The sequence below is a fragment of the Gordonia gummivorans genome, from assembly GCF_022513585.1.
In the GTDB taxonomy this organism is placed as follows: Bacteria; Actinomycetota; Actinomycetes; order Mycobacteriales; family Mycobacteriaceae; genus Gordonia.
In genome coordinates, this window is sequence record NZ_JAKWBF010000021.1 from 80,866 (window position 1) to 102,135 (window position 21,270).

Below are 21,270 nucleotides of genomic sequence, written 5' to 3' on the forward strand. Positions count from 1 at the left end.
AACTTGGTGCCATCCACGAACACCTCCGCACAATCATCCACCGCAACGATGAACCTGCCATGCGCCTCATGCTCAACCGTCCGCCATAACGGGCGACCACCAGCACGAGCAGCAGCACGACCCCAATTGATCCCCAACAACGCATCAGGCGGGACGATCGACGCCCACAACACCGTCGACTTTGCGTGACCCGTCATCACCGGACGGCTGTGACAAAACTTCGCATCTGATGCCCACGACAAGCCGACACGCCAATCATTCGCTAACCGCCACAACAGCATCGGATACTCGGGTGGCTCCGTCATCACCGTGGTGTCGCCGCGCACAGCACGGAACCCGTGCCGCCGGAACGCCCGACGCCACTCACGCAACGGTTTCTCCGATGTTGCCTTCGCCATGAACTCGTCGTGCAGCTTCACGTCTTTGCTGTCTTGGTGCCCGTTCACGATGAGTCGATTGAAATCGAGAACGTAATCCCATTCGCTGACGACTGTTGCGCCGAGTGTGTCGGCAAATTTGGGTCCGGAGAATTGTGCGAGTACCGAATCTACTGAGTTGTCCATCATCACCATAATGTTGGTGCCCGTTCTATTGTCGTGAAAGTGTGTTTACTGGCAGACAATATGCAACCAAACGGTTGCACAAACGCCGCCAGCAGACCTGGGGGTGGGGGGTGCCTCCCCGATCCTGAGGGCGGTCGATATCTGCCTCCCCAGCGACCCTTTCCCTCTCCGGCAAAAATGAGACGCCAGAAATTGAGTGACCCAACGGAGAACCGCAAGATCGCCCTTTCCACCCCCCTTAGATGCGCCCTGAGCGACGAAAACCCGGCCACCCATAGAGAGACGTAAAGGTGACCGGGTTCTGGTGTGCTCAGAATTGATCTGAGGGCTTGTTTTCGCGTGCCTTTAAGGCTTGGTTGCGCCAGTATCGTGCTCGACTATTGGCGCACAACTCTGTGCGCTTCTTTGCGTAGCGTTCGGCTGATATGGCGCGGTCGCATGGTCGGCAGTAGATGCGGAGTCCGTCGCGTTCGTAGCTGTCGCGGTTGAACTGGTCGCGTGGTTTGTGTTCTCGGCATCGGGCGCAGCGCCGCCCGTCGTGTTCTGTCATCAGGTCGCCCATGCGCGCCGCCGATGGTGCTGAATCTCGATGTCGTGTTCTCCGTTGAACACCCGCTCGACCAACTCGGCATCTCGACACTGCTGGTCTTCTGTCTCGTCAGGTTTGCCGCCGCCCGTTAACCGTCTGCCGTCGCGGTCGATCATCGTGTGCCCCGCAAACCGTGCTCAGCGTGGAACACGCGCTCGACTACCGAGCGGTCGTGTTCGCGGTCGGTATCGTCTTCGCTGTCGCGGGCCGCGTCGATGATGGCGCGGGCTTCGGGATCGTTGTAGGTCGTCATGCCGACACCAGTCCCTTCGTCCAGGCTTCAGCCGTCGCTAGAGCTTCGTCGCGTGACGCGGGCACATACGGTTCCCGCCGCATGATCTCCGCGAATACCCCGAACTCATCAGAACCCAACGTCTGCATCCGATCCTTGGCGTGGCGGAACTCCCAATGCTCGCCCCACTCGCCAGGCGTTCGCACAGTCGCAACCAGAGTGTTGGCGCGCGCCAGCTTCGCAATGGCCCGCAGATCGTCGCATACGTCAACCAGTTCACGGAACCGCTTCCAGCCCGCGATTTTGCCGGAGTCGATGGCCTGCCGGTCCGATCGCACACCCTTCAATTCCGGCACCAAAGCATCGAACTCAGCGCGAAGCTGATCGAATTTTGCGGTCAGTGTGGCCGCGAGCTTGCCCGCATTCGCGAACGCAATATTCCGGGCTTCAGTTACCGAAGATTCGTACAGCGCCAGGCAGATTGCGTCCACGGCGTTTTGAGCCGGCTGATTCGTTGCTGCGGTGAGAATCTTTGTGGCGTCGAGCTTGCTGTCAGAAGCGAGTTTCGCAGCTACGGTCTTGGCGTTCGCCAGGGTGACGGCTGTGGCGTCGTACGCGGTGTGGGAGGCCAGCTCGGCGCGTTCGATGAGTGTCTGGACTTGCTCGAAACTGTCGTCGTCCAGCAGGTTCAGGTGGTTCAATATCGGGGCCATCTGTTCGATGGCGTTCTTGTCCCGTCCGGGGAATCCTTGTGGTGAGATCATGGTTTCTCGTTTCTGTTGCTAGTCAATTGCTTTCGTCGTTCTTCGATGGGTCACCAGGGACCGTTGCCCCAAGCGTCTCCGACGTAGAACGGGTCGCCCAATCCGAGATTGGTGGGGTCGGACACATACGAGGTGGGGCGTTCGGGTTCGGTTACTCCCGGCCCGTCTTCGCGTGTCATTTGCGCGGTCCACAGGTTGCGTGGCTGCGCCTTGTGTTTCTCCAAAACCGCGACCTCGGCGCTCAGGAAGATGTCACCCGCAGCAAAATCAGCAGCGCTGAGAGTTGCTTGAAACGATCCGGCCTGATTCGTCAGGAAACGATCAGGGTTGCGGTACAACCGCATAGCCGCCGACAACACCACATCGACCACGGGGTCGGGAACATGTTCGGGGTCGGGGTAGTCGCGGCCTGTGATGGACCTGGCACGGACGGACACCGACCAGAGGGCGTCTTTCGCCCGCGCATAGTCGGCGCTGTCGGGCTCGAATGTGATACCGAGTCGGGCTCCGAGTCGGTCCGTGCTGGCAAGGTTCGGGAGTTCAGGCATCGGTTGCGGCCTCCTGCTCGGGTGCGCGCATCAGGGTGTCGATCGCTGCCCCAACGTGTTTCACAGCTAGGTCGCGGTCGAGTTCTCCGGCCTTCACGATGATGCGTTCGGCAAGGTCGAGAGCTTCGTCAGGTTCCAGTCCGATCGTGACGTGATGGGGCGTCACCTTGAGCAGAATTTTGTAGCTGTTGTTGCGGTTGTTCGACTGAACGGCAACGAAGCTGTCCGCGTCTCGAAATAGGGCCATACTCAGACCTCCCGAAGCGCGTCGAGCAGTGCGGGCAGATCAACGGCGGGCACTGAGATTCCGTAGCTGCCTTGGTTGATCGCGATGCGTTCGAATTGCCCGAAGTTGTGCCGTGAGATGCGTATCGGCGCGGTCTCGCTATTCGTGGTTGCGAGAACTTTGGTTTCGCTCAATGGTTGAGTCATTGTTATCTCCTGTTATCGGTTGTCTATGGTTTCGGCGATTCCGACCAGCATGTCCGCAAGTGTGTATGCCTGCTCGATGGGCACGCGAATGCGGTTGTCTCCGCGACGCAATGTCACGAATCGGGTTTTGGTGCGTAGGTCGGTGCATAGGCTGATTTCGCAGATTTGCCGACCGTTTGCCGCTGCTAGTAAGAGATGCTTTCCCATTTGCTTTCTAACGGCCTAATCATTGTTCGGTAGGGTGAATACACCCGAGAAGGGTGAAAGTTCGGGAGAATTGCGCTCAGGCCGTGCAATTGCTATTTGCCGAGTTCCTGCGGGCTCCCCATTCACGGGAAACCTGTTTCAGGACTTCCGCGTACGTTATTCGCGGTTCGATCTCCCGATGGAAGTCTTCGATCTCCGTGTCGTACCCGACACACTCGGCTTCCAGGCGTGCATCCTGCTCGGCCTTCAGTTCATGGAACAGGTCGATGCATTCTTGTGCGAACGGGTTTTGCCGGTGGGCGATCGGCTCTAGCGTTCCTGCTCGCCAACGTCTCATATAGCAGCGATGGCATAAGTTACGGGCCTTGCCTCTGGGATTCGAGCAGTCGGTTTCAATACACGTCACTCGCTCACAGACTCGCGCTCAAGCTCCCGCAACTGCTCGCGAGTAACAAACCAGCGGCCACCAATCTTGCGGCCCCTGAGTTCTCCGGTGTCAATCAGGTTGATTGCTGTGCGCTGGGATAGTCCGGTAAGTTCGATGAGTGCTGAGATGGGTTCGTATCCGATCTCGGTCAATGTTCACCCCCTGTCGTTTCGTTGTGTCCGTATATTTTCTAGTTTATTGGTTGGTGGGCAACGCAATTAGTTTTTCCGTTCCTGCGCCCATATACCATTAGTGTACAAACATGTCGGACACGAAGTTTCTTGCAGAATGTGCGCGAGTAACTCGGCCCTGATTCACTTCTGCTCTTGAGCTTTCCGGCCCTCATTCCAGTCGCCGTCGCGGTTTTGCGATTTCGGCTTGAATGGTTTGCGTCCGATGTTGTTGGTGTCGCGTTTGCGCCCGTCTTTACCTGTGGGAGGTGGCGGGGGATCGTCTCTGGAACTTTCCAGAGTTGCCTTGATATCATTGGCGACGGTCTTCGGGTCCACGCCGAGTGCGTCTGCGATTGCTTCACCAGACAAACCGTGATTCCAACGCAAATCCTCCACCGCTTCGCGGCGCTCTACAGCAGGCAGTTTGAAACCATCGAACTCGTGATAGGAGAAGGGGCCGGGTGATGCCGACACGACACCAACCCGGCCCTCAATCTCGTCAGCGTCTAGTCAACTCCCCCAACAACTCCACCAGAGAATCCACCTCCCGGCCCGACAGCCAGACTGTCGACGGACCCTGAGTCAACATCACCCCATCGCCCGACTTGCGGTCACGCACCCGCACCGGTTTCCCCTCACCATCACTGCTAATTACCTTGTCCATCATCGCCCTTCCGCAACCGCGATGCCGGTGTAGCACCACTGCTGCTTGCCGTCTATGCGGCGCTGCTTTCGATCAACTCTCGGCAATGTCGACCGCAACTGAGAGCCGAACTGCTGCGAGTTGGTTGCCTGGAATCCGTTTGACGCGCACCACTCCTTGAAGTGCCCGAACAGGGCCGAAGCGGGCACGACCGCACCTTCGGAGACCTCGCACTCATCGGCCACGAACGCCGACAGGGGCGACGTGGTGCGTACGAGATCATCGGTCGCCTGCGCCGAGGACACCGGCACCGTAAATCCCCGTTGCTCATTCAACCTGTCCAGCCCATCGAGCGCCCAGTTCAGAATCCCCGGAAGCTCGGCCATCAGACGATCACGCAAGCCCACATCCTCCCGACCGAGGAATGACTGCCCCGTCTCCAACACAAGAAACCTGTTCGCCAAAGCCGTGCTTGCATCCCGAAGATTCGGCATCTCGTTGGTTAGCAGCATGATTCGCAGCGGCATCCGAATCGAGAACGCAGGTTTGTTCTTCTCTTCGACAGAGACCATGTCTTCACCTGTGATCGACAGCAGGCGCTCCACCGCAATGGAACTGTTGGAACCCATGCGCGCATCGCCAATCACGCCAAGCGATTTGCCTATGACTGGCTCAAGACCGAACCTCTCCCCGAGCATCGCCATTGAGATGCCGACATGTCCACCGGGTCCGATCATCTCCTGTAGAACCGTCGTCATCGTGCCTTTGCCCGATCGCGGCGCACCCTTCAGCATGAGCGCCTTCTGTAGGTCCGTCCGGCCCGACAGCACGTAGCCGAACCACTCCCCGAGCAGGTTTTGCGATTCTTGGTCAGGCAGAACGTCATCCAGGAAGTTCAACCACGCGCTAGGTTTCGGCGCCTTCGGATCGAACCTCACAGTCGACGCGAACAGGTTGAAACGCGCCGACGTGTGAGGCTGCAACGCCCTCGTGCTGGGAAGCAGCCACCCATTGGCGACAGGGATAGCTCCGTCATCCTGAGTCAACGTCTCTTCGAAGGCATCGACCTTGGCGTGTAGGGCGTGCATGATGCCGCCGACGTTGCCCTTACCCGGCTTCCAGGCGGTCGGGTTTCCGTTGGCCCCGAGATACTTTTTGCCGTCGAGATAGGCGTAGACGCGGGATCGCATCGTGGCGTCGGGCATCTTCCGCCAGTGCTGGCCCGTGTACAGATAGAAGCTGTTTCCCCACGACTTGAACGGCTGGTTGACGTTGACCCCCAGCGCGGCAAGTAGTTTCGCCACCGCGTATGGTTCGTCTGGACCGGGGATCGTACGCACCAGGTCTTCCAAACCAGCGCGCAATTCTGGGTCTTTGGTGGTTGCGAAGATGTCTTCGACCTGTTGGGCCAGAATGTCGTCGCTGTGGTTGTCATCATCCATGTGACTCGTGTCCCTTCCGTAGGACTCTCAGGTTTTGATAAGGATTCGGGTTGCTGTCACCGACGTGTCACCAACCAGCCGGTGACAGCGAAGCTATGCGTGACCTGCGGTTTTGTTTAGGTGTCACCAGTGTCACCAACAAAACCCCACTGCAGTCGTTTTGACTGACAAGCCCTGCCCGAACGAACAGAGTTGGGTTTTGTCGGTGACAGCCGGTGACACTTGGTGTTTGCCCTGGTCAGGGCATCTTTTTGGAGCCAGCCAGCCGGTGACACTGTCGGTGACAAGCCGGTGACAGCCGGTGACACTGGTCGGTGACAGGCACGCGAGCGTGGGGCCATGCCCATTTGAAAATTCTCCCTCAACTCAAAGTTTGCCTTGCACGTCAATTGTGTTGCGCGGCAATCCAAACCAGCAAGTCCGCCGTTCAAAATTCTGAACAGGTTCACAGCCGCCCCCGGCCACCACCTGCGCTTTCGGCTCAAGAATCTGTTCAAGTAACTGAACAGCAACGGTCCGCATCAGTCGCCAACGTCATCGCCAGCCCATCCGAGCACCGCTCAACGAACGGCACCACCGAACCCGACTCCGCATGCAAAACACCAAGCACCACGCGACACTCCCCGTCATCGGCGTTGCGTTGCCGCAGCAGACAAACCACCGGCCACACCTCACCCTCATCCCCGTCATGCTCGCGAATCCGAACACTCATCGCCGAACCGATCGCCCCTATCTGCTCGGTTTTCCAGTCGCCCATAGGCGGAACCCCTTCTACTGTCGAGACCCCCGCCGATCCGGCTTCCCCTGCCATCGGCAACACGACTAGCCCCGTCGATGCGGGGCTACCATTGGGAGTCTGTGAGCGTTGATTTGCCCACAAGAAAAGGCGGTCACGGTGGACCCGTTCCGCCTACATCAGCCATTGTACTCAGCAGTTATCCACAGACTTACCGTCGAGTAAAGTTCGACCAGGCGTTTCATGCTCGACCCCTGTGGATAACACGTCACACCTGTGACGAAGCTCACAGCCAGAGCGTCTAAATGTCCGATCTTATCCCACATGATGGGATTTAAGGGTTGACTCACAACGCTTCGGCATGCTAGGGCGACCTAGCCGAGCGCGTTCCGCACCGCATCCCAACCCGACGAACCCAGCCGCGCATAGCGTTGCGTCGTAGCAATCGACTGGTGCCCAAGTAGTTGCTGCACCTCCTGAATCGGAACACCCCGCTGCACCAACCGCGAAGCGTACGTGTGCCTCAAATCATGGGGCCGGATATGCCCAACCTTCCGCTTCCGCCCCTCCACCTCCACCACAGCCGCCCGCCCCGCAGCATCAAGCCGCTTCGAGAACAACGCCGAGTCATACGGCAACCCCGCAGCATTGCCCAACAACAACGCGCTACGCGGCTTCGGCACCTTCACGAACGGAAGACTTGGCGGCTCACCGAAACCAACCAACCGCAACCGATCAGCAAGCACACCCGCCAACGTCCCCCCCAACGGAACAACGCGCTTCGCGTGACCCTTCGTCGCCTTAAACCCCTTAGCCGCCCGATCGTAAGCAATCGCAATCTCAACCGTCCGGTTCTTCACATCCACGTGATCCCACGTGAGCGCCACCGCTTCCCCCCACCTGGCCCCGGTGCCGATCAGCACATCGAACACGAACCTGTCGAACCCCTCCAACAAGTCCCGAACGGCAGTGACCTCCGCATCGGACAAGTAGCGTTCCGGCGACGGGTCCGGCTTCGGCACCGTGACGCCCTTACACGGATTCGTTGGCGGCTCCCCACGATCACCAACCGGCAGCTTCCCCGCAGCAAGCGCAGCCCGCATCACCGACGACAACAGGTTGACGTGCTTCTGAATTGTCGATGCCGCCAGCCCGTCCCGAGACATCTCCGCAATCCACGCCTGAACGTCGGCCTGCCGAATATCCCGCAGGAACACCTCACCCCACTTCGGCACCACACGATTAGTCAGCTTGGATTCGTCACCCTGAGCGGTGTTTGGCTGCACCACACGCTGAGCGCGCCACACCGGAAGGAACTCGGCGAACGTCAGGGTGCCCAACGCCTCAGGATCATTCCGCACCTGCTTTTCCGCGCGATCCGCTGCGCTCGCAGCTTCCAACTTCCGCCTGTAGGTGCCCGCCGATCGTTGCTTGCCGTCCGCATCGCGGTACATGCCCCGGAAGTTTCCAGACGGGAGTTTCACTGCCCAAGCCATGCCGGTAAGGGTACGCGCTGCTACACGCAAGAATCTAGATCGGCAAACGTGTAGCAAACACCTATCAACCGTTGTCGTTCCCGTTCGCTCCGGTGCGTTCCCTCTGTAGGGCGACACGCTATGCGAACAGGGCATATTCGGGTTGTTCGTGCAGGTAGTGGAGTTGTGGTGTACGTTGACGCCCGAACGGTCTTCTAATCCCTAGGTCGCAGGTTCGAGTCCTGCCGGGGGCACCGTGACACCCTTGCCGGCCTCCGGCCGGTGTGCGCCCACTGTGTCGTTTGAAAGAGATTCACGCGGGCGCGCCGTAGACAGTTCCGGCCACGGCCGTTCCCCTTGTGATCGACGGTGGAACCGGATGGCCACTCGCAAGCGTCGAACTGACATAGCCGGATACCCGGCGACGTCTCCACCCTTCCGACGTCTCGATGGAGCATTCATGAGCCCGTTCACTTCGATATTCCACTTCGGCATCGATCAGCAGGAGATCACCGAGATCGCCGACACCTGGCATCGTCAGCACGTGGCGGTGCACGCCATCAGCTTCGAGGCATTCGGATCGTGCGTCGGTCCGTCGAGCGCCGTTGTCGACGCTCTGGGTGCCGCGCGGCAGCCGGCGGCGAGCGCCACGGCGTCGATCGGCAAACGGCTCGGGGACATGAGCGGTCTGTTGCGGGCGTTCAACGTCGAGGCGACCGATTCCGACGCACGTGCAGCAGCCGGATTCGACCAACTCCGGACACGCTGATGCGGCCGACCATTTCTCAACTCCAGCAATGGGATACGAACTCGATCGGCAGAGCTGCCGCCGCTGCGGGCAATGCCGCGTTCGCGCTCGACACCTCGCTCGACACGGTCGTGCGGTCGATGGATGACGCCCGCTTGTGGTTCGGTGCCACGCAACGCGCAGCGTCTACCCGCGTGACCCAAGAACAGGACCACGCTCACGAGGTGCGTAACGTTCTCCAGCAGATTGCCGACTCGGCCGCCGATGCCTGCACAGATCTCGCTCACATGCGTGACCATGTGCTGGGCAACGTGCAGATCGCCGAATTCCTCGGCTACCGCGTGTCCGACGCGGGCGATGTCGCCCTGCCCGACGGTTCGACCACCACCGACACCGAGCAGTTCGCCACCGCGATCAGCGGTGGACTCGACTCGCTCGAGAAGTCCGACACCGCGTACGGACGTCAGATCTCCGACCTTGCAAGCGATCTCGCCGCCATGGTGAACGGCCAGCCCGATGTGACCATTCCGGGCGGCGAGAGGCTCGACCCCGATCAAGTGGTGGACATGTTGCGCCATCTGACGCCGGATCAGCGTCGGGCGATCCTGCGCCAGATGAGCCCGACCGACATTCGTCGAGTGATCCAGGCCGACCCCGAGGCGATGGGGAACATGGACGGCGTCGGATTCGAGTATCGAATCACGGCCAACGAGACCAACATTCGCGACGCGCTCGCGAACGAGATCCAGGCCGGACGCGGCACCGGACGCCGCGCGGATCAACTCCGCAAGATGCTGGAACAAACCGCGGACCCGTACCCGACGGGCACGGACGGGACATCGGAGCGCCAGTTCCTCGTGTTCGAGAACACCGCGAACGGCCGGGTCGTCGAGATGATCGGCGCCCTACGACCAGGCACGCGCAACGCCACCGTGTACGTGCCGGGGACCGGAAGCAACCTCAGCGGCGTGGCATCGCCGGACCGGAGCAACCGGAAGGCCGCGTGGAACCTCGCACACCAAACGGGCGGCCCGGTCATCGTGTACATGGACGGCGACCTCCCGCAGCGCATCGGCCACGAACACCTTCTGGATTCCCTGCGAAAGGGTCTGGGCTCCTCAGTGGCCGCCGTCCCGCAATTCGGCGCCGGACAAGCCCTTCTGCACGCCACGGCAGGTCTGTCCGGCAGCGCCGTCGACCCGCACTTCGCCGCGGACATGGCACCACGGCTGGTCTCCTTCGGCCACGAGCTCGACGTCGAACTGGCCGAGCATGCACCGGGCGCCAAGACCACCTACATCGGGCATTCGTACGGCGGGTCGATCGTGGGTACTGCCGACCAACTCGGATTGCGCGCCGACAACATCATCTACGCATCGTCGGCGGGCACCGGGCTCTACGACGGCAATCCGACAAGTCCTGATACGCATAGATTCTCGCTGACGTTTCCCGGGGATTTCATCCATCACGTGCAATCACTGCCCGGCAATCCCCATGGCGCCGACCCTGATTCGGCCCCGGGCATCACCCGACTCGACACCGGCACGTATGAACGTGACGGCGTAACCCACGACTCGGGAGCACGGGCACACGGCGACTACTGGGACGATCCGAATTCCACCGCGTTCCGCAACATGGTGAAGGTCATCACCGGGCAGCAGCCGGATCTCTACATCTACCGGGAGCCCGACACCGTCACCCCGCAACGGTTGGGGCATGACGTGCTCAACCCCGTCGACAAGCTGCTCGATGTCCTGAACGGACGCGACACCGCGTACGGATTGCTCAGTCCCGAATGGTCGAGGCTGCTCAGGTATTCCGAACGCTGACGCCCGCGGTGCCACGCCACCCGCCGATCTGGTGCATGACGTGATAGATGACGAGTGCGGCGATCGAACCGAGCGCGATCCCGCCGAACTCGAGATCACCGATCATCCACTGGAAGTCGGCGATACCGATGACCAGCGGGATTGCTGCGGTGAACTGGTTGATCGGCAGACCGAAGTCGACTCGGTTCGTCACCCAGATGTGCACACCGATCACGCCGACGAGACCATAGAGCGCCGTGGTGACCCCACCGAGCACACCGGCCGGAATCGAGTTGATGACGGCACCGACCTTGGGCGACAGCCCGAGGAGAATGGCCGCGAGACCGGCAACCCAATAGGCCGCCGTCGAGTAGATCTTGGTTGCCGCCATCACGCCGATGTTCTCCGCGTAGGTGGTGGTGGCCGATCCGCCGCCACTGCCGGCGAGCATGGTGGCCAGACCGTCGGCCGCCAGCGCACGCCCGATGCGGCGGTCGTAGTCGACACCGGTCATCATGCCGACCGACTTCACGTGGCCGATGTTCTCCACCACGAGCACCAACACCACCGGCAAGAACAACGGGACCACCGAGAGGTGAAAGGTCGGAGTCTGGAAGTCCGGCAACCCAACCCACGACGCGGCGCCGATGGGAGCGGTGTCCACCTCGCCGCGCGCGAGCGCGAACAGATAGCCGAGAACGACGCTCGCGAAGATCGCCAGACGACCGATCAGGCCGCGGAACAAGACGACGCACAAGATCAGCAAGACGAGCACCACGGTCGCCGTGACCGCGTCCTGCGCATAGTTGTTCTTTGCACTCGGCGCGAGGTTGAGTCCGATGAGCGCGACGACGGTCCCGGTGACGATCGGCGGCATCAGCACTTCGATCCAGCCGGTGCCGGCGACATGGCTGACGACGCCGATGATCACGAGAGATGCTCCGACGAAGACGATTCCGCCGAGTGCCGACGACTGACCGTGCGACGCCGTGGCGGCACCGACTGGCGCGATGATCGCGAAACTCGAGCCGAGGTAGCTCGGCAACCGGTTTCGCGTGATGACGAGGAACAGCACGGTGCCGATACCGGAGAACAGCAGCGTGGTCGACGGCGGGAATCCGGTGAGCACCGGCACCAGGAAGGTCGCGCCGAACATGGCCACGACATGCTGCAATCCGATCCCGACCGTGCGCGGCCAGCTAAGCCGCTCCCCCGGCCCCACCACCTTCCCCACCCCGATCTCGTCTATCCGCTGCCACCGGAAGAACTGCCCTGGGCCATCGCTCATCGCCTCAGTCTGCGGTATCGCCGTCCGTTACGCCGCGTCTGCGCAGAACGCCATGGAGTGACCGGGATCACCTGCATTAAATATGCATTTCATATTCCAATTATGGTTGACTCGCATCATGCAGCTGACCCGGTTCACCGACATCGGACTCCGGGTCGTCATGCGCCTCGCGGCTGCCGACCGTGCGGATTCCAAGAAGCATTCCGACAGAAGAACTCTCACCACGCGTGATCTCGCCACCGAGCTGTCGGTGCCGTACACACATGTCGCCAAGGTGGTCAGCCGGCTGTCGGAGATGGGCGTCGTGCATTCGCGGCGCGGCCGCAGCGGCGGTCTGATGATCACCGAGCTGGGGCGCGACGCCCGGGTCGGATGGCTCGCGGAAACCCTGGAGGGTCCGGGTGAGGTGGTCGACTGCAACAGCCCCGAACCATGCCCGCTACGCGGTGCCTGTCGCCTGCGTGGGGCATTGGCGCAGGCGCGGACAGCCTTCTTTCGAAGCCTCGACGATCAGGTCATCGCCGACCTCGTCGCCGACCCCACCGGCGCAGTACTGCTCGCGCTGCGCGCACCCCAAGTGACCCCAGACCACACCGCCGCGCGAGCGCGGGACCACACCGCAGACTGACGCCCGCACCCACAACGAGACTCGACCCGATCCACCGTGGACGGGCCAGATGGAACGGAGACAGCAGTGCTCACCGATTCTCAACGCGAAACCCTCGCCGCCACCCTACCCGCGGTCCAAGGCGCGCTCGGCGACATCACGCCCACGTTCTATCGACGGCTCTTCGCCGCGCACCCCGGGTTGCTCGACAACCTGTTCAACCGGACGCACCAGAAGACGGGAGAACAACCACAAGCGCTGGCCGGCTCGATCGCCGCCTTCGCCGCACTTCAACTCGAGCCCGACGTGCGACGCCAACGGTTCATCATTGACCGCATCGCGCACAAACACGCCTCGCTCGGTGTGACCCGCGAGCAGTACGACGTGGTGCACGAGCATCTGTTTGCCGCGATCGTCGAGGTACTGGGTTCGGCAGTGACGCCGCCCGTCGCCGACGCGTGGGACCAATTGTATTGGGACATGGCCGATCTCCTCATCACCGCCGAGGCCGATCTGTACGCCGGCGCCGGGGTCGAGTCCGGCGCGGTATGGCGCGACGCGCGGGTCGTCGAGCGGACACAGGTTGCACCGGACACCATCGCGTTCACCGTCGCGGGTGTCGAGCCGCTACCGACATTCCGTCCGGGTCAATATATCTCGGTCCAGGTCGAACTCGCAGACGGCGCCCACCAGATCCGTCAGTACAGCCTCACGGGCTCGCCCGACGCGACCACCTGGACGTTCAGCGTCAAGCTCGCGGGTGAGGTGTCCGGCCAACTGCACGAGCAGGTCTTCGAAGGCGACATCCTCCGCGTGAGCACGCCATTCGGCGATCTGGTTCTCCCCGAGGATGATTCGCCGATCGTGATGGCGTCGGCCGGCATAGGATGCACACCGGTGATCGGCTTGTTGACCTCGATGAGCGCCGACCGTGATACACGGCCGATAACGGTGCTCCACGCCGACCGCTCGCGCAATCGGCAACCGCATCGAGGGCAGCTCGCCGCTCTGGTCGAATCGCTGCCCAACGGCCGGCTGATCCAGTGGTACGAGCACGGTGCGGGTCATCTGACTTCCGAGCAGATCCGCGTCGGTCAGATGTCACTGAGCGGGATCGACGTCGATCCGACATCGCATGTGATGCTCTGCGGCCCTACCGGATTCATGGCGTCGGTCCGTGACGAGCTGCTCGATCGCGATTTCACCGAGGCGCGCATTCACTACGAGACCTTTGGGCCCGAACTCCTTCGGGCCGGCGCGCGATGAGCTCCTCAGGCGCGATCGTCGTCGCAGCGACGTTCGTCTGGCTCGGCATGGTCCTTGCGATCTCCTTCATGGAGGCACCGCTCAAATTCCGCGCGCCCGGCGTGACCGTGCCACTCGGGCTGGGAATCGGCCGGATCGTCTTCCGGGCACTGAACGCGGCCGAGCTGGTGTGGGCGGTACTCGTCATCGTGGCCGTCGCCATCGGATCGTGGGCCGGAGTCACCGTCCCGATCGCCGCCGGTGTGGCGTGCGGTGCACTGGCCCTGCAGCTGGTCGGGGTGCGGCCCGTTCTCACTCGACGGTCCGACCACATCCTGGCCGGAGAGGAAGCACCGCGCAGCCGGGCACACCTCGCCTACGTCGCCCTCGAGGTCGTCAAGGTCATCGCGCTGCTGTGGTTGGGAATGGCAGTGCTTGCCGCCAGCTGACTCGAAGAGCTCGGCGACCAGGATTCTGACCTGCGGTAACGCGTTCGTCCACTCCGCTCCCGGAGGTGCCCGAGGCGCCAGCCGAGGGATGGCCCCGAAGGGTAGGCGAACGGGCCACGTCAGCGAGCCACCGGACCACTGAAAGTAGGGGAAGGTTCTTCCCCTACTTTCTGCCCCTGCTTGTTGAGTCGCCCGCGAGAAGATTCGCGGGGAGGACTCCAGGAGTAGGGGAAGAGTTTCTTCCCCTATTTTTCGTGGATCATCGTCGCCGCGCCGCGCTCCACAGCCCTATTCCCGCCTCCACGATCGTCGGCGACGCCGTCGAATGGACGCTGACTAGAAGAGCTCGGCGACCAGGGCTTCTGACCTGCGGTAACGCGTTCGGCCACTCCGCTCCCTGAGGTGCCCGAGGCGCCAGCCGAGTGGCTCGAAGAGCTGGTGAGAGGACATTGTCAGCTCGCCCGGCCGTCGAGGCTCGCAAGCTCGCTCCTCTGGGCGGCGCCTCAGGCAGCGTGGGGTGGCCCTTCCCGCGTCCATCCGTCGAGTTGGGTGACCACCGCGCTTACCTGGGGAAATGCAGCCCGCAGCGGAGGCGCTCCGGACACTCTGTGTCCTGTTGGAGAATCTGTGTGCTGCAGCACACAGGTGAGCCGATTCGGCACAGGGTGTGGCCTGAGGGCACCCACAGGGCCGCGACACTGAGCTGTCCGAACGCGATGCGTACGGACACCTATATGCACCCGAGTTTATATACACACAGTTGCATAGTGCGCTGTTGCAGTGTTAGCGTCGGATCATGGCGCTCGAGCATGCGATCCTCGTATCCCTGGCCGAACGCCCCGGCACGGGGTACGAGATCGGTCAGCAGTTCGACCGGTCGATCGGCTACTTCTGGTCGGCAACCCATCAGCAGATCTACCGAACCCTGAAGAAGCTGCACACCGACGGACTCGTCAGCTTCGAGTCGGTGGCCCAGAACGGACGGCCGGACAAGAAGCTCTACACCATCTCCGACGACGGCCGAAAGGTGTTGGCGGACTGGGCGATGAGCCCCACACCCCTGCAACCACTGCACAGCGACCTCGGGGTCAAGCTCCGGGCCGCCGAGTTCGGCGATCTGGCTGCCATCATCGGCGAACTCAAGGCGCATCGGGACGAGCATCTCGCCCAGTTGGCCATCTACCAAGGCTTTGCCGCCGACTACTACCCCGACCCGACGTCGTTGACCGGACGAAAGCTGCACCAGTACTTGGTGCTCCGCGGCGGCCTTCGCCAGGAGCAGAGCTTTGTCGATTGGTGCGACGAGGTCATCGAGGCCCTCGAACGCGAACTCTCATCCTGACCACCACCCGACCGATCAATCCCCTGAGATGAAAGGCAACGCCATGTCAGCCCACACGGCCGAGCGCAATCCGCACTTCCCCCACCTTTTCGAGCCGCTGCAGATCGGCGGCATGACCATCAAGAACCGCCTGGTCATGGGGTCGATGCACACGGGACTCGAAGACCGGGTGTGGGACGCCGACAAGCTCGCCGCGTACTTCGCCGAGCGCGCGAAAGGCGGTGCGGGTCTGATCATCACCGGCGGCTTCGCCACCAGCCGCACGGGCGTGCTCTCCCCGGCCGGCGGCAAGCTGACCAACGTCCTCGAGGTCAAGCGTCACAAGAAGGTGACCCAGGCCGTGCACGACGAGGGCGGCAAGATCGCGATGCAGCTGATCCACGCCGGTCGCTACGGCTACAACCCGTTCAAGGTCGCCGCCGGGTCCGAACCGTCGCCCATCCACCCGTTCAAGCATCTGAAGATGACCGAGCCGATCATCTGGCACGTCATCCGTACCTTCGGCCGCTCGGCCAAACTGGCGCGTCAAGCTGGGTACGACGCCGTCGAGATCATGGGCGGCGAAGGCTATCTCATCAACCAGTTCCTGTGCCCGCACACCAACGACCGCACCGACAAGTGGGGCGGAACCACCGAGAATCGGCAACGCTTCCTGGTGGAGGTCATCAAGGAGATGCGTCGCCAGGTGCCGCGCGATTTCCCGATCATCCTGCGCCAGTCCATCGCCGACCTGATCCGCAAGGGCCAGACGTGGGACGAGGTCGCGCTCATGGCGCGCAAGGCCGAGGAGCATGGCGTCGACGCCATCAACACCGACATCGGCTGGCATGAGGCGCAGGTCCCGACAATCGTCACCTCGGTGCCCCGCGGCGCGTTTGTGAAGTTCACCGAACGACTCCGCGACCAGGTGTCCATCCCCCTCATCGCCGCCAACCGCATCAATACCGCGGAACTGGCCGAGGAAGTCCTCGAGCGTGGCCGCGTCGACGCCATCCAGATGGCTCGCCCGTTCCTCGCGGATCCGCAACTCGCGATCAAGGCACAAGAGGGACGTTCCGACGAGATCAACACCTGCATCGGCTGCAACCAGGCGTGCCTCGATCACGCCTTCGTCGGCAAACACGTTTCGTGCCTTGTCAATCCGCAGGCCGGACGCGAGACCACATTGCTTCTCGGTCCGACGCGTCGGGCCAAGCGGGTGGCGGTCATCGGCGCAGGACCGGCCGGCTTGTCTGCCGCGGTCGCCGCGGCCAAGCGTGGCCACAAGGTCGACCTGTACGAAGGCGGACCCAGCATCGGCGGCCAGTTCTCGATCGCGTCGCGCATCCCGGGTAAGGAAGAGTTCCGGGAGACCATCCGTTACTTCACCCGGCAACTCGAGATCAACAACGTCAACGTCTTGCTGAACAAGCGAGTCACCGCCGATGAGATCATCGACGCGAAGTACGACGACGTAATCGTCGCGACCGGCGTCACACCCAGAATCCCGAGCATCCCGGGCGTCGACCACCCGATGGTGATGTCCTACGCCGACGCCGTGCTCGGACGCCGCGAGATCGGCAAGCGGGTGGCCGTCATCGGTGCCGGCGGCATCGGCTTCGACGTCAGTGAATTCCTCACCACCGACGAGTCGCCGTCGCTGAATCTCAAAGAGTGGGAACAGGAATGGGGCGTCACCGAGGACGGCTCCAAACCCGGCTTCGTCACCAAGCCGCGGCCGCTGCCGGCCATCCGCGAGGTGTACCTCGTGCAGCGCAAGTCCGGCAAGCAGGGCAAGACGCTCGGCAAGACCACGGGCTGGGTGCACCGCGCGACGATCAAGATGAAGGGCGTCGAGCAGATCTCGGGTGCCCATTACGACAAGATCGACGACGCCGGACTGCACCTGAGTTTCCGTGACGAGGAAGGCAATGTCACCGATACCCGGATTCTCGAGGTGGACAACGTCGTCGTGTGTGCGGGCCAGGAATCGGTGCGCGAGCTGATCGACCCGCTCACCCTCGCCGGCGTCACCACGCACGTGATCGGCGGTGCCGACCTGGCCGCCGAACTCGACGCCAAACGGGCCATCCGGCAGGGTACCGAGGTGGCGGCGGGCATCGGCTGACCGGGCCCGATACGGCTGGCGGCTACGATGGCCGCCATGCCGTTGCCGTCACCCACCGAATCCGCTCGAGCCGTCGTCACCGGGGCATCATCCGGGATCGGCATGGAACTGGCGCGCGCACTGGCTGCGCGTGGCCATTCGCTGATCCTGGTCGCCCGCCGCGGCGACATTCTCGAAGACCTCGCCGGCGAGCTGCAGGATCGGCACGGCGTTGTTGCCGAAGTTCGCGCGGTGGATCTCTCCGAGCCGCCCGCTGTCGAGGTTCTGGTCGCCGAGTTCGCCGACCGAGAGATCTCGATCTTGTGCAACAACGCCGGGATCGCCACGTTCGGCGCCGTGAGCGAGCTCGACCCCGCATATGAGCGTGCGCAGGTTCTCTTGAACGTCAACGCGGTTCACGACCTGACCCTCGCGGTTCTCCCCCAGATGGTCCAGCGTGGATCGGGGGGCATCTTGATGGTCGGGTCTGCCGCGGGCAACATGCCGATTCCCAACAACGCCACCTACGCCGCCACCAAGGCCTTCGTGAACACGTTCAGCGAGTCGGTGCGCGGCGAGGTGGCCGGGCAGGGCGTGCACGTAACCTTGCTGGCCCCAGGACCCGTGCGTACCGAGACACCATCGGCCGACGACGCGTCGATCGTCGACCGGATGGTGCCCGACTTCCTCTGGCACTCGAGCACCAAGGTTGCCGAGATGAGTCTGGATGCCTTGGCGCACAACAAGATGCGCGTCGTCCCCGGCACCCTGTCCAAGGCCATGTCGGTGGCCGGCGGCTACAGCCCGCGGGCAATCGTCGCGCCGATTGTCGGCTCCTTCTACAAGAAGCTCGGTAACGACGAACACTGATCGAACCCGGAGTCGGTGATCGAGCGTCGATTCGTCGGGTTACTCGAAGGACATCTCGGACTCGGTTAGCGCGGGTCGCGTTAGGTGATCTCGACACGGTGCCTCGCCTAGCGGCTCGGTACCGGCTCGATCAGCGGGGGGTGGCTCTACCTCCGTCGCCTACCCGTCCCGAAGATCGCGCGACTGAACTCTCGCCCCGCAGCACTGGCCGCCGATCGCAGGAAACTCTGCATCGGCTTGCTGGTGAGCACCTCGGTGAGCACTCCGGGCTCCTCAGGCGCTGGCTTGGGCGCAGGAGCCGGCGCGGGCGCGGGTGCGGGCGGCGGCGGTGGTGCGTCCGGTGATTCGTTCGGGGCCAACACCTTTGCGGTCAGCTTCTCGTATGCCGATTCCCGGTCGATCGACTGACCGTACTTGGCATACAGCGGACTTGCCTTGGCGGCAGCGGTGATGCCTTCGGCGCCAACGGCTTCCATCGACGAGCGGGGCGGACGCATGATCGTCCAGGCAACCGGCGTGGGCGCACCCTTCTCCGACAGCACGGTCACGACGGCCTCACCGGTGCCCAACGATGTCAGCGCCTGGTCGAGCTTGTAGACATCGGAGACGGGGTAGGTCTTGACGGTCTTGCTGAGCGCCTTCTGGTCGTCGGGAGTGAACGCACGCAGCGCGTGTTGAATTCGAGCGCCGAGCTGCGACAACACCTCGTTGGGGATGTCGGTCGGCAGCTGCGAACAGAAGAACACGCCGACACCCTTGGAGCGAATGAGTTTGACGGTCTGCACCACCTGGTCGACAAAGGCCTTCGACGCGTCGTCGAACAGCAGATGGGACTCGTCGAAGATGAACACCAGTTTGGGCTTGTCGATGTCGCCGACCTCCGGCAGGAACTCGAACAGGTCGGCCAGAATCCACATCAGGAAGGTGGAGAACAGCGCCGGTCGCGCGGCCTGCGCACCCAGTTCGAAGAGCGTCACGATGCCGCGGCCGTCCGGCGCCAGTCGGAGCAGGTCGGCCGGCTCGACCTCCGGTTCGCCGAAGAAGGTGTCGCCACCGTCGGCCTCCAGATTCGTGAGGGCGCGCAGGATCACCCCGGCCGTCTGCGTCGAGACACCGCCGATCGCCTTCAACTCCGGTTTGCCCTCGTCGCTGGTGAGGTGGGCAATGACCGAGCGCAGGTCTTTCAGATCCAGCAGCGGCAGACCCTTCTGATCCGCCCAGTGGAAGATCAGTCCCAACGTGGATTCCTGGGTTTCGTTGAGCCCCAACACCTTGCTCAACAGAATCGGCCCGAAAGAGGTGATCGTTGCGCGAATCGGCACGCCGATGCCAGTCGAGCCGAGCGACACGAACTCGACCGGATACGCGGACGGCTGCCAATCATCGCCGGTCTGCTGCGCACGCGACGTGATCTTGTCGTTGGCCACCCCGGGTCGGCTGAGGCCCGACAGGTCACCCTTGATGTCGGCCATCACGACCGGCACACCGTTGGCGGAGAGCTGCTCGGCGATGAGCTGCAGCGACTTTGTCTTTCCGGTTCCGGTCGCGCCCGCAACCAGTCCGTGGCGGTTCATCATCGCAAGTGGGATGCGCACCCTGGCTGCAGGGTCGACCTGTCCGTCGACCGATACCGTCCCCAATTCCAGCGACGTTGACCCGAACGCGTACCCGGCGGCGATCTTCTGGGCCGGGCTGGGTTCGGCAGGCGGATTCGTGCTCTGGTCTGGGCCATTGGCGTCGGTCACGGGCGTCCTCTCGTCGACGAGCATCCTCGAGAGCAACAATAGCGATCGACACCTGTTGGTTAAGCTCGATGCGTGCAGGACAAACTGGTGTGGATCGATTGTGAGATGACCGGCCTGGATTTGGGGTCCGACAAGCTCATCGAGATCGCTGCTCTGGTCACCGACGGTGACCTCAACGTTCTCGGCGAGGGTGTGGACATCGTGATCCACGCCGACGACGACGCTCTGGCCGGCATGCCCGACGTTGTCACCAAGATGCATGCGGCGTCTGGGCTCACCGAGGAAGTGCGCGCATCCACGGTCACCTTGGCCGAAGCCGAGAAGCGCGTGCTCGAGTACATCCGCAAGCACGTGACCACCGCCGGAGCGGTTCCACTCGCCGGCAACTCCATCGCCACCGACCGCGGGTTCATCTCCCGGGACATGGCCGAACTCGACGCCTACCTGCACTACCGCATGGTCGACGTCAGCTCCATCAAGGAACTGTGCCGCCGCTGGTATCCACGCATCTACTTCGGGCAGCCGGAGAAAGGTCTGGCCCACCGCGCCCTCGCCGACATCAAGGAATCGATCCGCGAGCTGCGCTACTACCGTGCGGCCGCGTTTGTTCCGCAGCCGGGCCCCGACGCCGACGCCCTCACCGCCATCGTCGAGGAACTCGGCCCCGCCTGAACGCGCTGGTCATCAACCGATTGGTGTTGGATGGCGGCCACCCGCTAGAGTATGACCTTGGCTCTGGGACCCGGCGCATCACACCTGGGTTTCCGACGCCGATGGTGGATGTAGTTCAGTTGGTAGAGCACCAGGTTGTGATCCTGGCTGTCGCGGGTTCGAGTCCCGTCATCCACCCC

The 21,270-nt window shown here is 62.7% G+C and carries 22 protein-coding genes and 1 tRNA gene; 10 read left to right on the plus strand and 13 right to left on the minus strand.

Annotated elements, in window-relative coordinates:
* Nucleotides 1–1,112: 1,112 nt before the first annotated feature.
* The 11 genes from MKW15_RS16070 to MKW15_RS16115 all read right to left on the minus strand — a co-directional run bounded on the left by MKW15_RS16070 (nucleotide 1,113) and on the right by MKW15_RS16115 (nucleotide 8,252).
* The gene (locus tag MKW15_RS16070) at nucleotides 1,113–1,268 is read right to left on the minus strand and encodes a hypothetical protein (RefSeq protein ID WP_240860026.1); all 156 of its coding nucleotides are present in this window, start codon (nucleotides 1,266–1,268) and stop codon (nucleotides 1,113–1,115) included.
* Complete coding sequence (locus MKW15_RS16075; RefSeq protein WP_240860027.1) at nucleotides 1,265–1,405, minus strand: hypothetical protein; 141 nt, start codon at nucleotides 1,403–1,405, stop codon at nucleotides 1,265–1,267. Before MKW15_RS16075 ends, MKW15_RS16070 begins: the two co-directional genes overlap by 4 nt.
* Entirely contained in the window at nucleotides 1,402–2,148 is a 747-nt protein-coding gene (locus MKW15_RS16080) for a hypothetical protein (RefSeq protein ID WP_240860028.1), read from the minus strand. Before MKW15_RS16080 ends, MKW15_RS16075 begins: the two co-directional genes overlap by 4 nt.
* Nucleotides 2,149–2,198: 50 nt before the next feature.
* A complete protein-coding gene (locus MKW15_RS16085) occupies nucleotides 2,199–2,696 on the minus strand; it encodes a hypothetical protein (RefSeq protein ID WP_240860029.1) in 498 nt (165 codons plus the stop codon).
* Nucleotides 2,689–2,943 (minus strand): hypothetical protein, encoded by a 255-nt coding sequence (locus tag MKW15_RS16090; protein WP_240860031.1) that lies wholly within the window; start codon nucleotides 2,941–2,943, stop codon nucleotides 2,689–2,691. Before MKW15_RS16090 ends, MKW15_RS16085 begins: the two co-directional genes overlap by 8 nt.
* Before the next feature lie 2 nt (nucleotides 2,944–2,945).
* The gene (locus MKW15_RS16095; protein ID WP_240860032.1) at nucleotides 2,946–3,128 is read right to left on the minus strand and encodes a hypothetical protein; all 183 of its coding nucleotides are present in this window, start codon (nucleotides 3,126–3,128) and stop codon (nucleotides 2,946–2,948) included.
* A gap of 609 nt (nucleotides 3,129–3,737) precedes the next feature.
* Complete coding sequence (locus tag MKW15_RS24680; RefSeq protein ID WP_374247393.1) at nucleotides 3,738–3,914, minus strand: helix-turn-helix domain-containing protein; 177 nt, start codon at nucleotides 3,912–3,914, stop codon at nucleotides 3,738–3,740.
* A gap of 162 nt (nucleotides 3,915–4,076) precedes the next feature.
* Nucleotides 4,077–4,409, minus strand: a complete 333-nt coding sequence (locus MKW15_RS16100; RefSeq protein WP_240860033.1) for a sigma-70 family RNA polymerase sigma factor — start codon at nucleotides 4,407–4,409, stop codon at nucleotides 4,077–4,079.
* A 189-nt stretch (nucleotides 4,410–4,598) separates the two neighbouring features.
* Complete coding sequence (locus tag MKW15_RS16105; RefSeq protein ID WP_240860034.1) at nucleotides 4,599–6,020, minus strand: DNA primase family protein; 1,422 nt, start codon at nucleotides 6,018–6,020, stop codon at nucleotides 4,599–4,601.
* Nucleotides 6,021–6,513: 493 nt separating this feature from the next.
* Entirely contained in the window at nucleotides 6,514–6,777 is a 264-nt protein-coding gene (locus MKW15_RS16110; protein ID WP_240860035.1) for a hypothetical protein, read from the minus strand.
* A 353-nt stretch (nucleotides 6,778–7,130) separates the two neighbouring features.
* On the minus strand, nucleotides 7,131–8,252 hold the full coding sequence (locus MKW15_RS16115) for a tyrosine-type recombinase/integrase (protein WP_240860036.1): 1,122 nt from the start codon (nucleotides 8,250–8,252) through the stop codon (nucleotides 7,131–7,133).
* Between the two features lie 439 nt (nucleotides 8,253–8,691).
* Here MKW15_RS16115 and MKW15_RS16120 point away from each other — a divergent pair, with 439 nt between their 5' ends.
* Both MKW15_RS16120 and MKW15_RS16125 read left to right on the plus strand, forming a co-directional pair.
* Nucleotides 8,692–9,000 carry a hypothetical protein gene (locus tag MKW15_RS16120; RefSeq protein ID WP_240860037.1) on the plus strand — a complete coding sequence of 103 codons (309 nt, stop codon included), beginning with the start codon at nucleotides 8,692–8,694 and terminating at the stop codon, nucleotides 8,998–9,000.
* Complete coding sequence (locus MKW15_RS16125) at nucleotides 9,000–10,808, plus strand: alpha/beta hydrolase (protein WP_240860038.1); 1,809 nt, start codon at nucleotides 9,000–9,002, stop codon at nucleotides 10,806–10,808. Before MKW15_RS16120 ends, MKW15_RS16125 begins: the two co-directional genes overlap by 1 nt.
* On the opposite strand, the gene MKW15_RS16130 is transcribed toward MKW15_RS16125, so the two are convergent.
* On the minus strand, nucleotides 10,789–12,075 hold the full coding sequence (locus MKW15_RS16130) for a uracil-xanthine permease family protein (RefSeq protein WP_240860039.1): 1,287 nt from the start codon (nucleotides 12,073–12,075) through the stop codon (nucleotides 10,789–10,791). The genes MKW15_RS16125 and MKW15_RS16130 overlap by 20 nt on opposite strands.
* Nucleotides 12,076–12,193: 118 nt before the next feature.
* Here MKW15_RS16130 and MKW15_RS16135 point away from each other — a divergent pair, with 118 nt between their 5' ends.
* The 6 genes from MKW15_RS16135 (at nucleotide 12,194) to cmrA (ending at nucleotide 18,674) form a co-directional block, all read left to right on the plus strand.
* The gene (locus MKW15_RS16135) at nucleotides 12,194–12,703 is read left to right on the plus strand and encodes an RrF2 family transcriptional regulator (protein WP_240860041.1); all 510 of its coding nucleotides are present in this window, start codon (nucleotides 12,194–12,196) and stop codon (nucleotides 12,701–12,703) included.
* 66 nt (nucleotides 12,704–12,769) lie between these two features.
* Nucleotides 12,770–13,948 (plus strand): globin domain-containing protein, encoded by a 1,179-nt coding sequence (locus MKW15_RS16140; RefSeq protein WP_240860044.1) that lies wholly within the window; start codon nucleotides 12,770–12,772, stop codon nucleotides 13,946–13,948.
* Nucleotides 13,945–14,376 (plus strand): hypothetical protein, encoded by a 432-nt coding sequence (locus tag MKW15_RS16145; RefSeq protein WP_240860045.1) that lies wholly within the window; start codon nucleotides 13,945–13,947, stop codon nucleotides 14,374–14,376. Before MKW15_RS16140 ends, MKW15_RS16145 begins: the two co-directional genes overlap by 4 nt.
* A gap of 796 nt (nucleotides 14,377–15,172) precedes the next feature.
* A complete protein-coding gene (locus tag MKW15_RS16150; RefSeq protein WP_240860047.1) occupies nucleotides 15,173–15,718 on the plus strand; it encodes a PadR family transcriptional regulator in 546 nt (181 codons plus the stop codon).
* A 43-nt stretch (nucleotides 15,719–15,761) separates the two neighbouring features.
* Entirely contained in the window at nucleotides 15,762–17,825 is a 2,064-nt protein-coding gene (locus MKW15_RS16155; protein ID WP_240860048.1) for an NADPH-dependent 2,4-dienoyl-CoA reductase, read from the plus strand.
* A 36-nt stretch (nucleotides 17,826–17,861) separates the two neighbouring features.
* Complete coding sequence (gene cmrA / locus MKW15_RS16160) at nucleotides 17,862–18,674, plus strand: mycolate reductase (protein ID WP_240860049.1); 813 nt, start codon at nucleotides 17,862–17,864, stop codon at nucleotides 18,672–18,674.
* Nucleotides 18,675–18,820: 146 nt separating this feature from the next.
* Here cmrA and MKW15_RS16165 read toward each other — a convergent pair whose 3' ends face one another.
* Nucleotides 18,821–20,443 (minus strand): helicase HerA-like domain-containing protein, encoded by a 1,623-nt coding sequence (locus MKW15_RS16165; protein ID WP_240860050.1) that lies wholly within the window; start codon nucleotides 20,441–20,443, stop codon nucleotides 18,821–18,823.
* Between the two features lie 48 nt (nucleotides 20,444–20,491).
* Between MKW15_RS16165 and orn the strand changes: the two genes are divergently transcribed.
* Nucleotides 20,492–21,091: an oligoribonuclease gene (gene orn / locus MKW15_RS16170; protein WP_240860051.1), complete on the plus strand. Its 600-nt coding sequence runs from the start codon at nucleotides 20,492–20,494 to the stop codon at nucleotides 21,089–21,091.
* A gap of 104 nt (nucleotides 21,092–21,195) precedes the next feature.
* Nucleotides 21,196–21,268: transfer RNA gene (locus tag MKW15_RS16175), tRNA-His, on the plus strand.
* Nucleotides 21,269–21,270: the final 2 nt, after the last annotated feature.

Excerpts from the sequence above, each read along its gene's own strand:
- MKW15_RS16070 (WP_240860026.1), bottom strand. The coding sequence starts at position 1,268 with ATGATCGACCGCGACGGCAGACGGTTAACGGGCGGCGGCAAACCTGAC.
- MKW15_RS16075 (WP_240860027.1), bottom strand. The coding sequence starts at position 1,405 with ATGACGACCTACAACGATCCCGAAGCCCGCGCCATCATCGACGCGGCC.
- MKW15_RS16080 (WP_240860028.1), bottom strand. The coding sequence starts at position 2,148 with ATGATCTCACCACAAGGATTCCCCGGACGGGACAAGAACGCCATCGAA.
- MKW15_RS16085 (WP_240860029.1), bottom strand. The coding sequence starts at position 2,696 with ATGCCTGAACTCCCGAACCTTGCCAGCACGGACCGACTCGGAGCCCGA.
- MKW15_RS16090 (WP_240860031.1), bottom strand. The coding sequence starts at position 2,943 with ATGGCCCTATTTCGAGACGCGGACAGCTTCGTTGCCGTTCAGTCGAAC.
- MKW15_RS16095 (WP_240860032.1), bottom strand. The coding sequence starts at position 3,128 with ATGACTCAACCATTGAGCGAAACCAAAGTTCTCGCAACCACGAATAGC.
- MKW15_RS16105 (WP_240860034.1), bottom strand. The coding sequence starts at position 6,020 with ATGGATGATGACAACCACAGCGACGACATTCTGGCCCAACAGGTCGAA.
- MKW15_RS16110 (WP_240860035.1), bottom strand. The coding sequence starts at position 6,777 with ATGGGCGACTGGAAAACCGAGCAGATAGGGGCGATCGGTTCGGCGATG.
- MKW15_RS16115 (WP_240860036.1), bottom strand. The coding sequence starts at position 8,252 with ATGGCTTGGGCAGTGAAACTCCCGTCTGGAAACTTCCGGGGCATGTAC.
- MKW15_RS16120 (WP_240860037.1), top strand. The coding sequence starts at position 8,692 with ATGAGCCCGTTCACTTCGATATTCCACTTCGGCATCGATCAGCAGGAG.
- MKW15_RS16125 (WP_240860038.1), top strand. The coding sequence starts at position 9,000 with ATGCGGCCGACCATTTCTCAACTCCAGCAATGGGATACGAACTCGATC.
- MKW15_RS16130 (WP_240860039.1), bottom strand. The coding sequence starts at position 12,075 with ATGAGCGATGGCCCAGGGCAGTTCTTCCGGTGGCAGCGGATAGACGAG.
- MKW15_RS16135 (WP_240860041.1), top strand. The coding sequence starts at position 12,194 with ATGCAGCTGACCCGGTTCACCGACATCGGACTCCGGGTCGTCATGCGC.
- MKW15_RS16145 (WP_240860045.1), top strand. The coding sequence starts at position 13,945 with ATGAGCTCCTCAGGCGCGATCGTCGTCGCAGCGACGTTCGTCTGGCTC.
- MKW15_RS16150 (WP_240860047.1), top strand. The coding sequence starts at position 15,173 with ATGGCGCTCGAGCATGCGATCCTCGTATCCCTGGCCGAACGCCCCGGC.
- MKW15_RS16155 (WP_240860048.1), top strand. The coding sequence starts at position 15,762 with ATGTCAGCCCACACGGCCGAGCGCAATCCGCACTTCCCCCACCTTTTC.
- cmrA (WP_240860049.1), top strand. The coding sequence starts at position 17,862 with ATGCCGTTGCCGTCACCCACCGAATCCGCTCGAGCCGTCGTCACCGGG.
- MKW15_RS16165 (WP_240860050.1), bottom strand. The coding sequence starts at position 20,443 with ATGCTCGTCGACGAGAGGACGCCCGTGACCGACGCCAATGGCCCAGAC.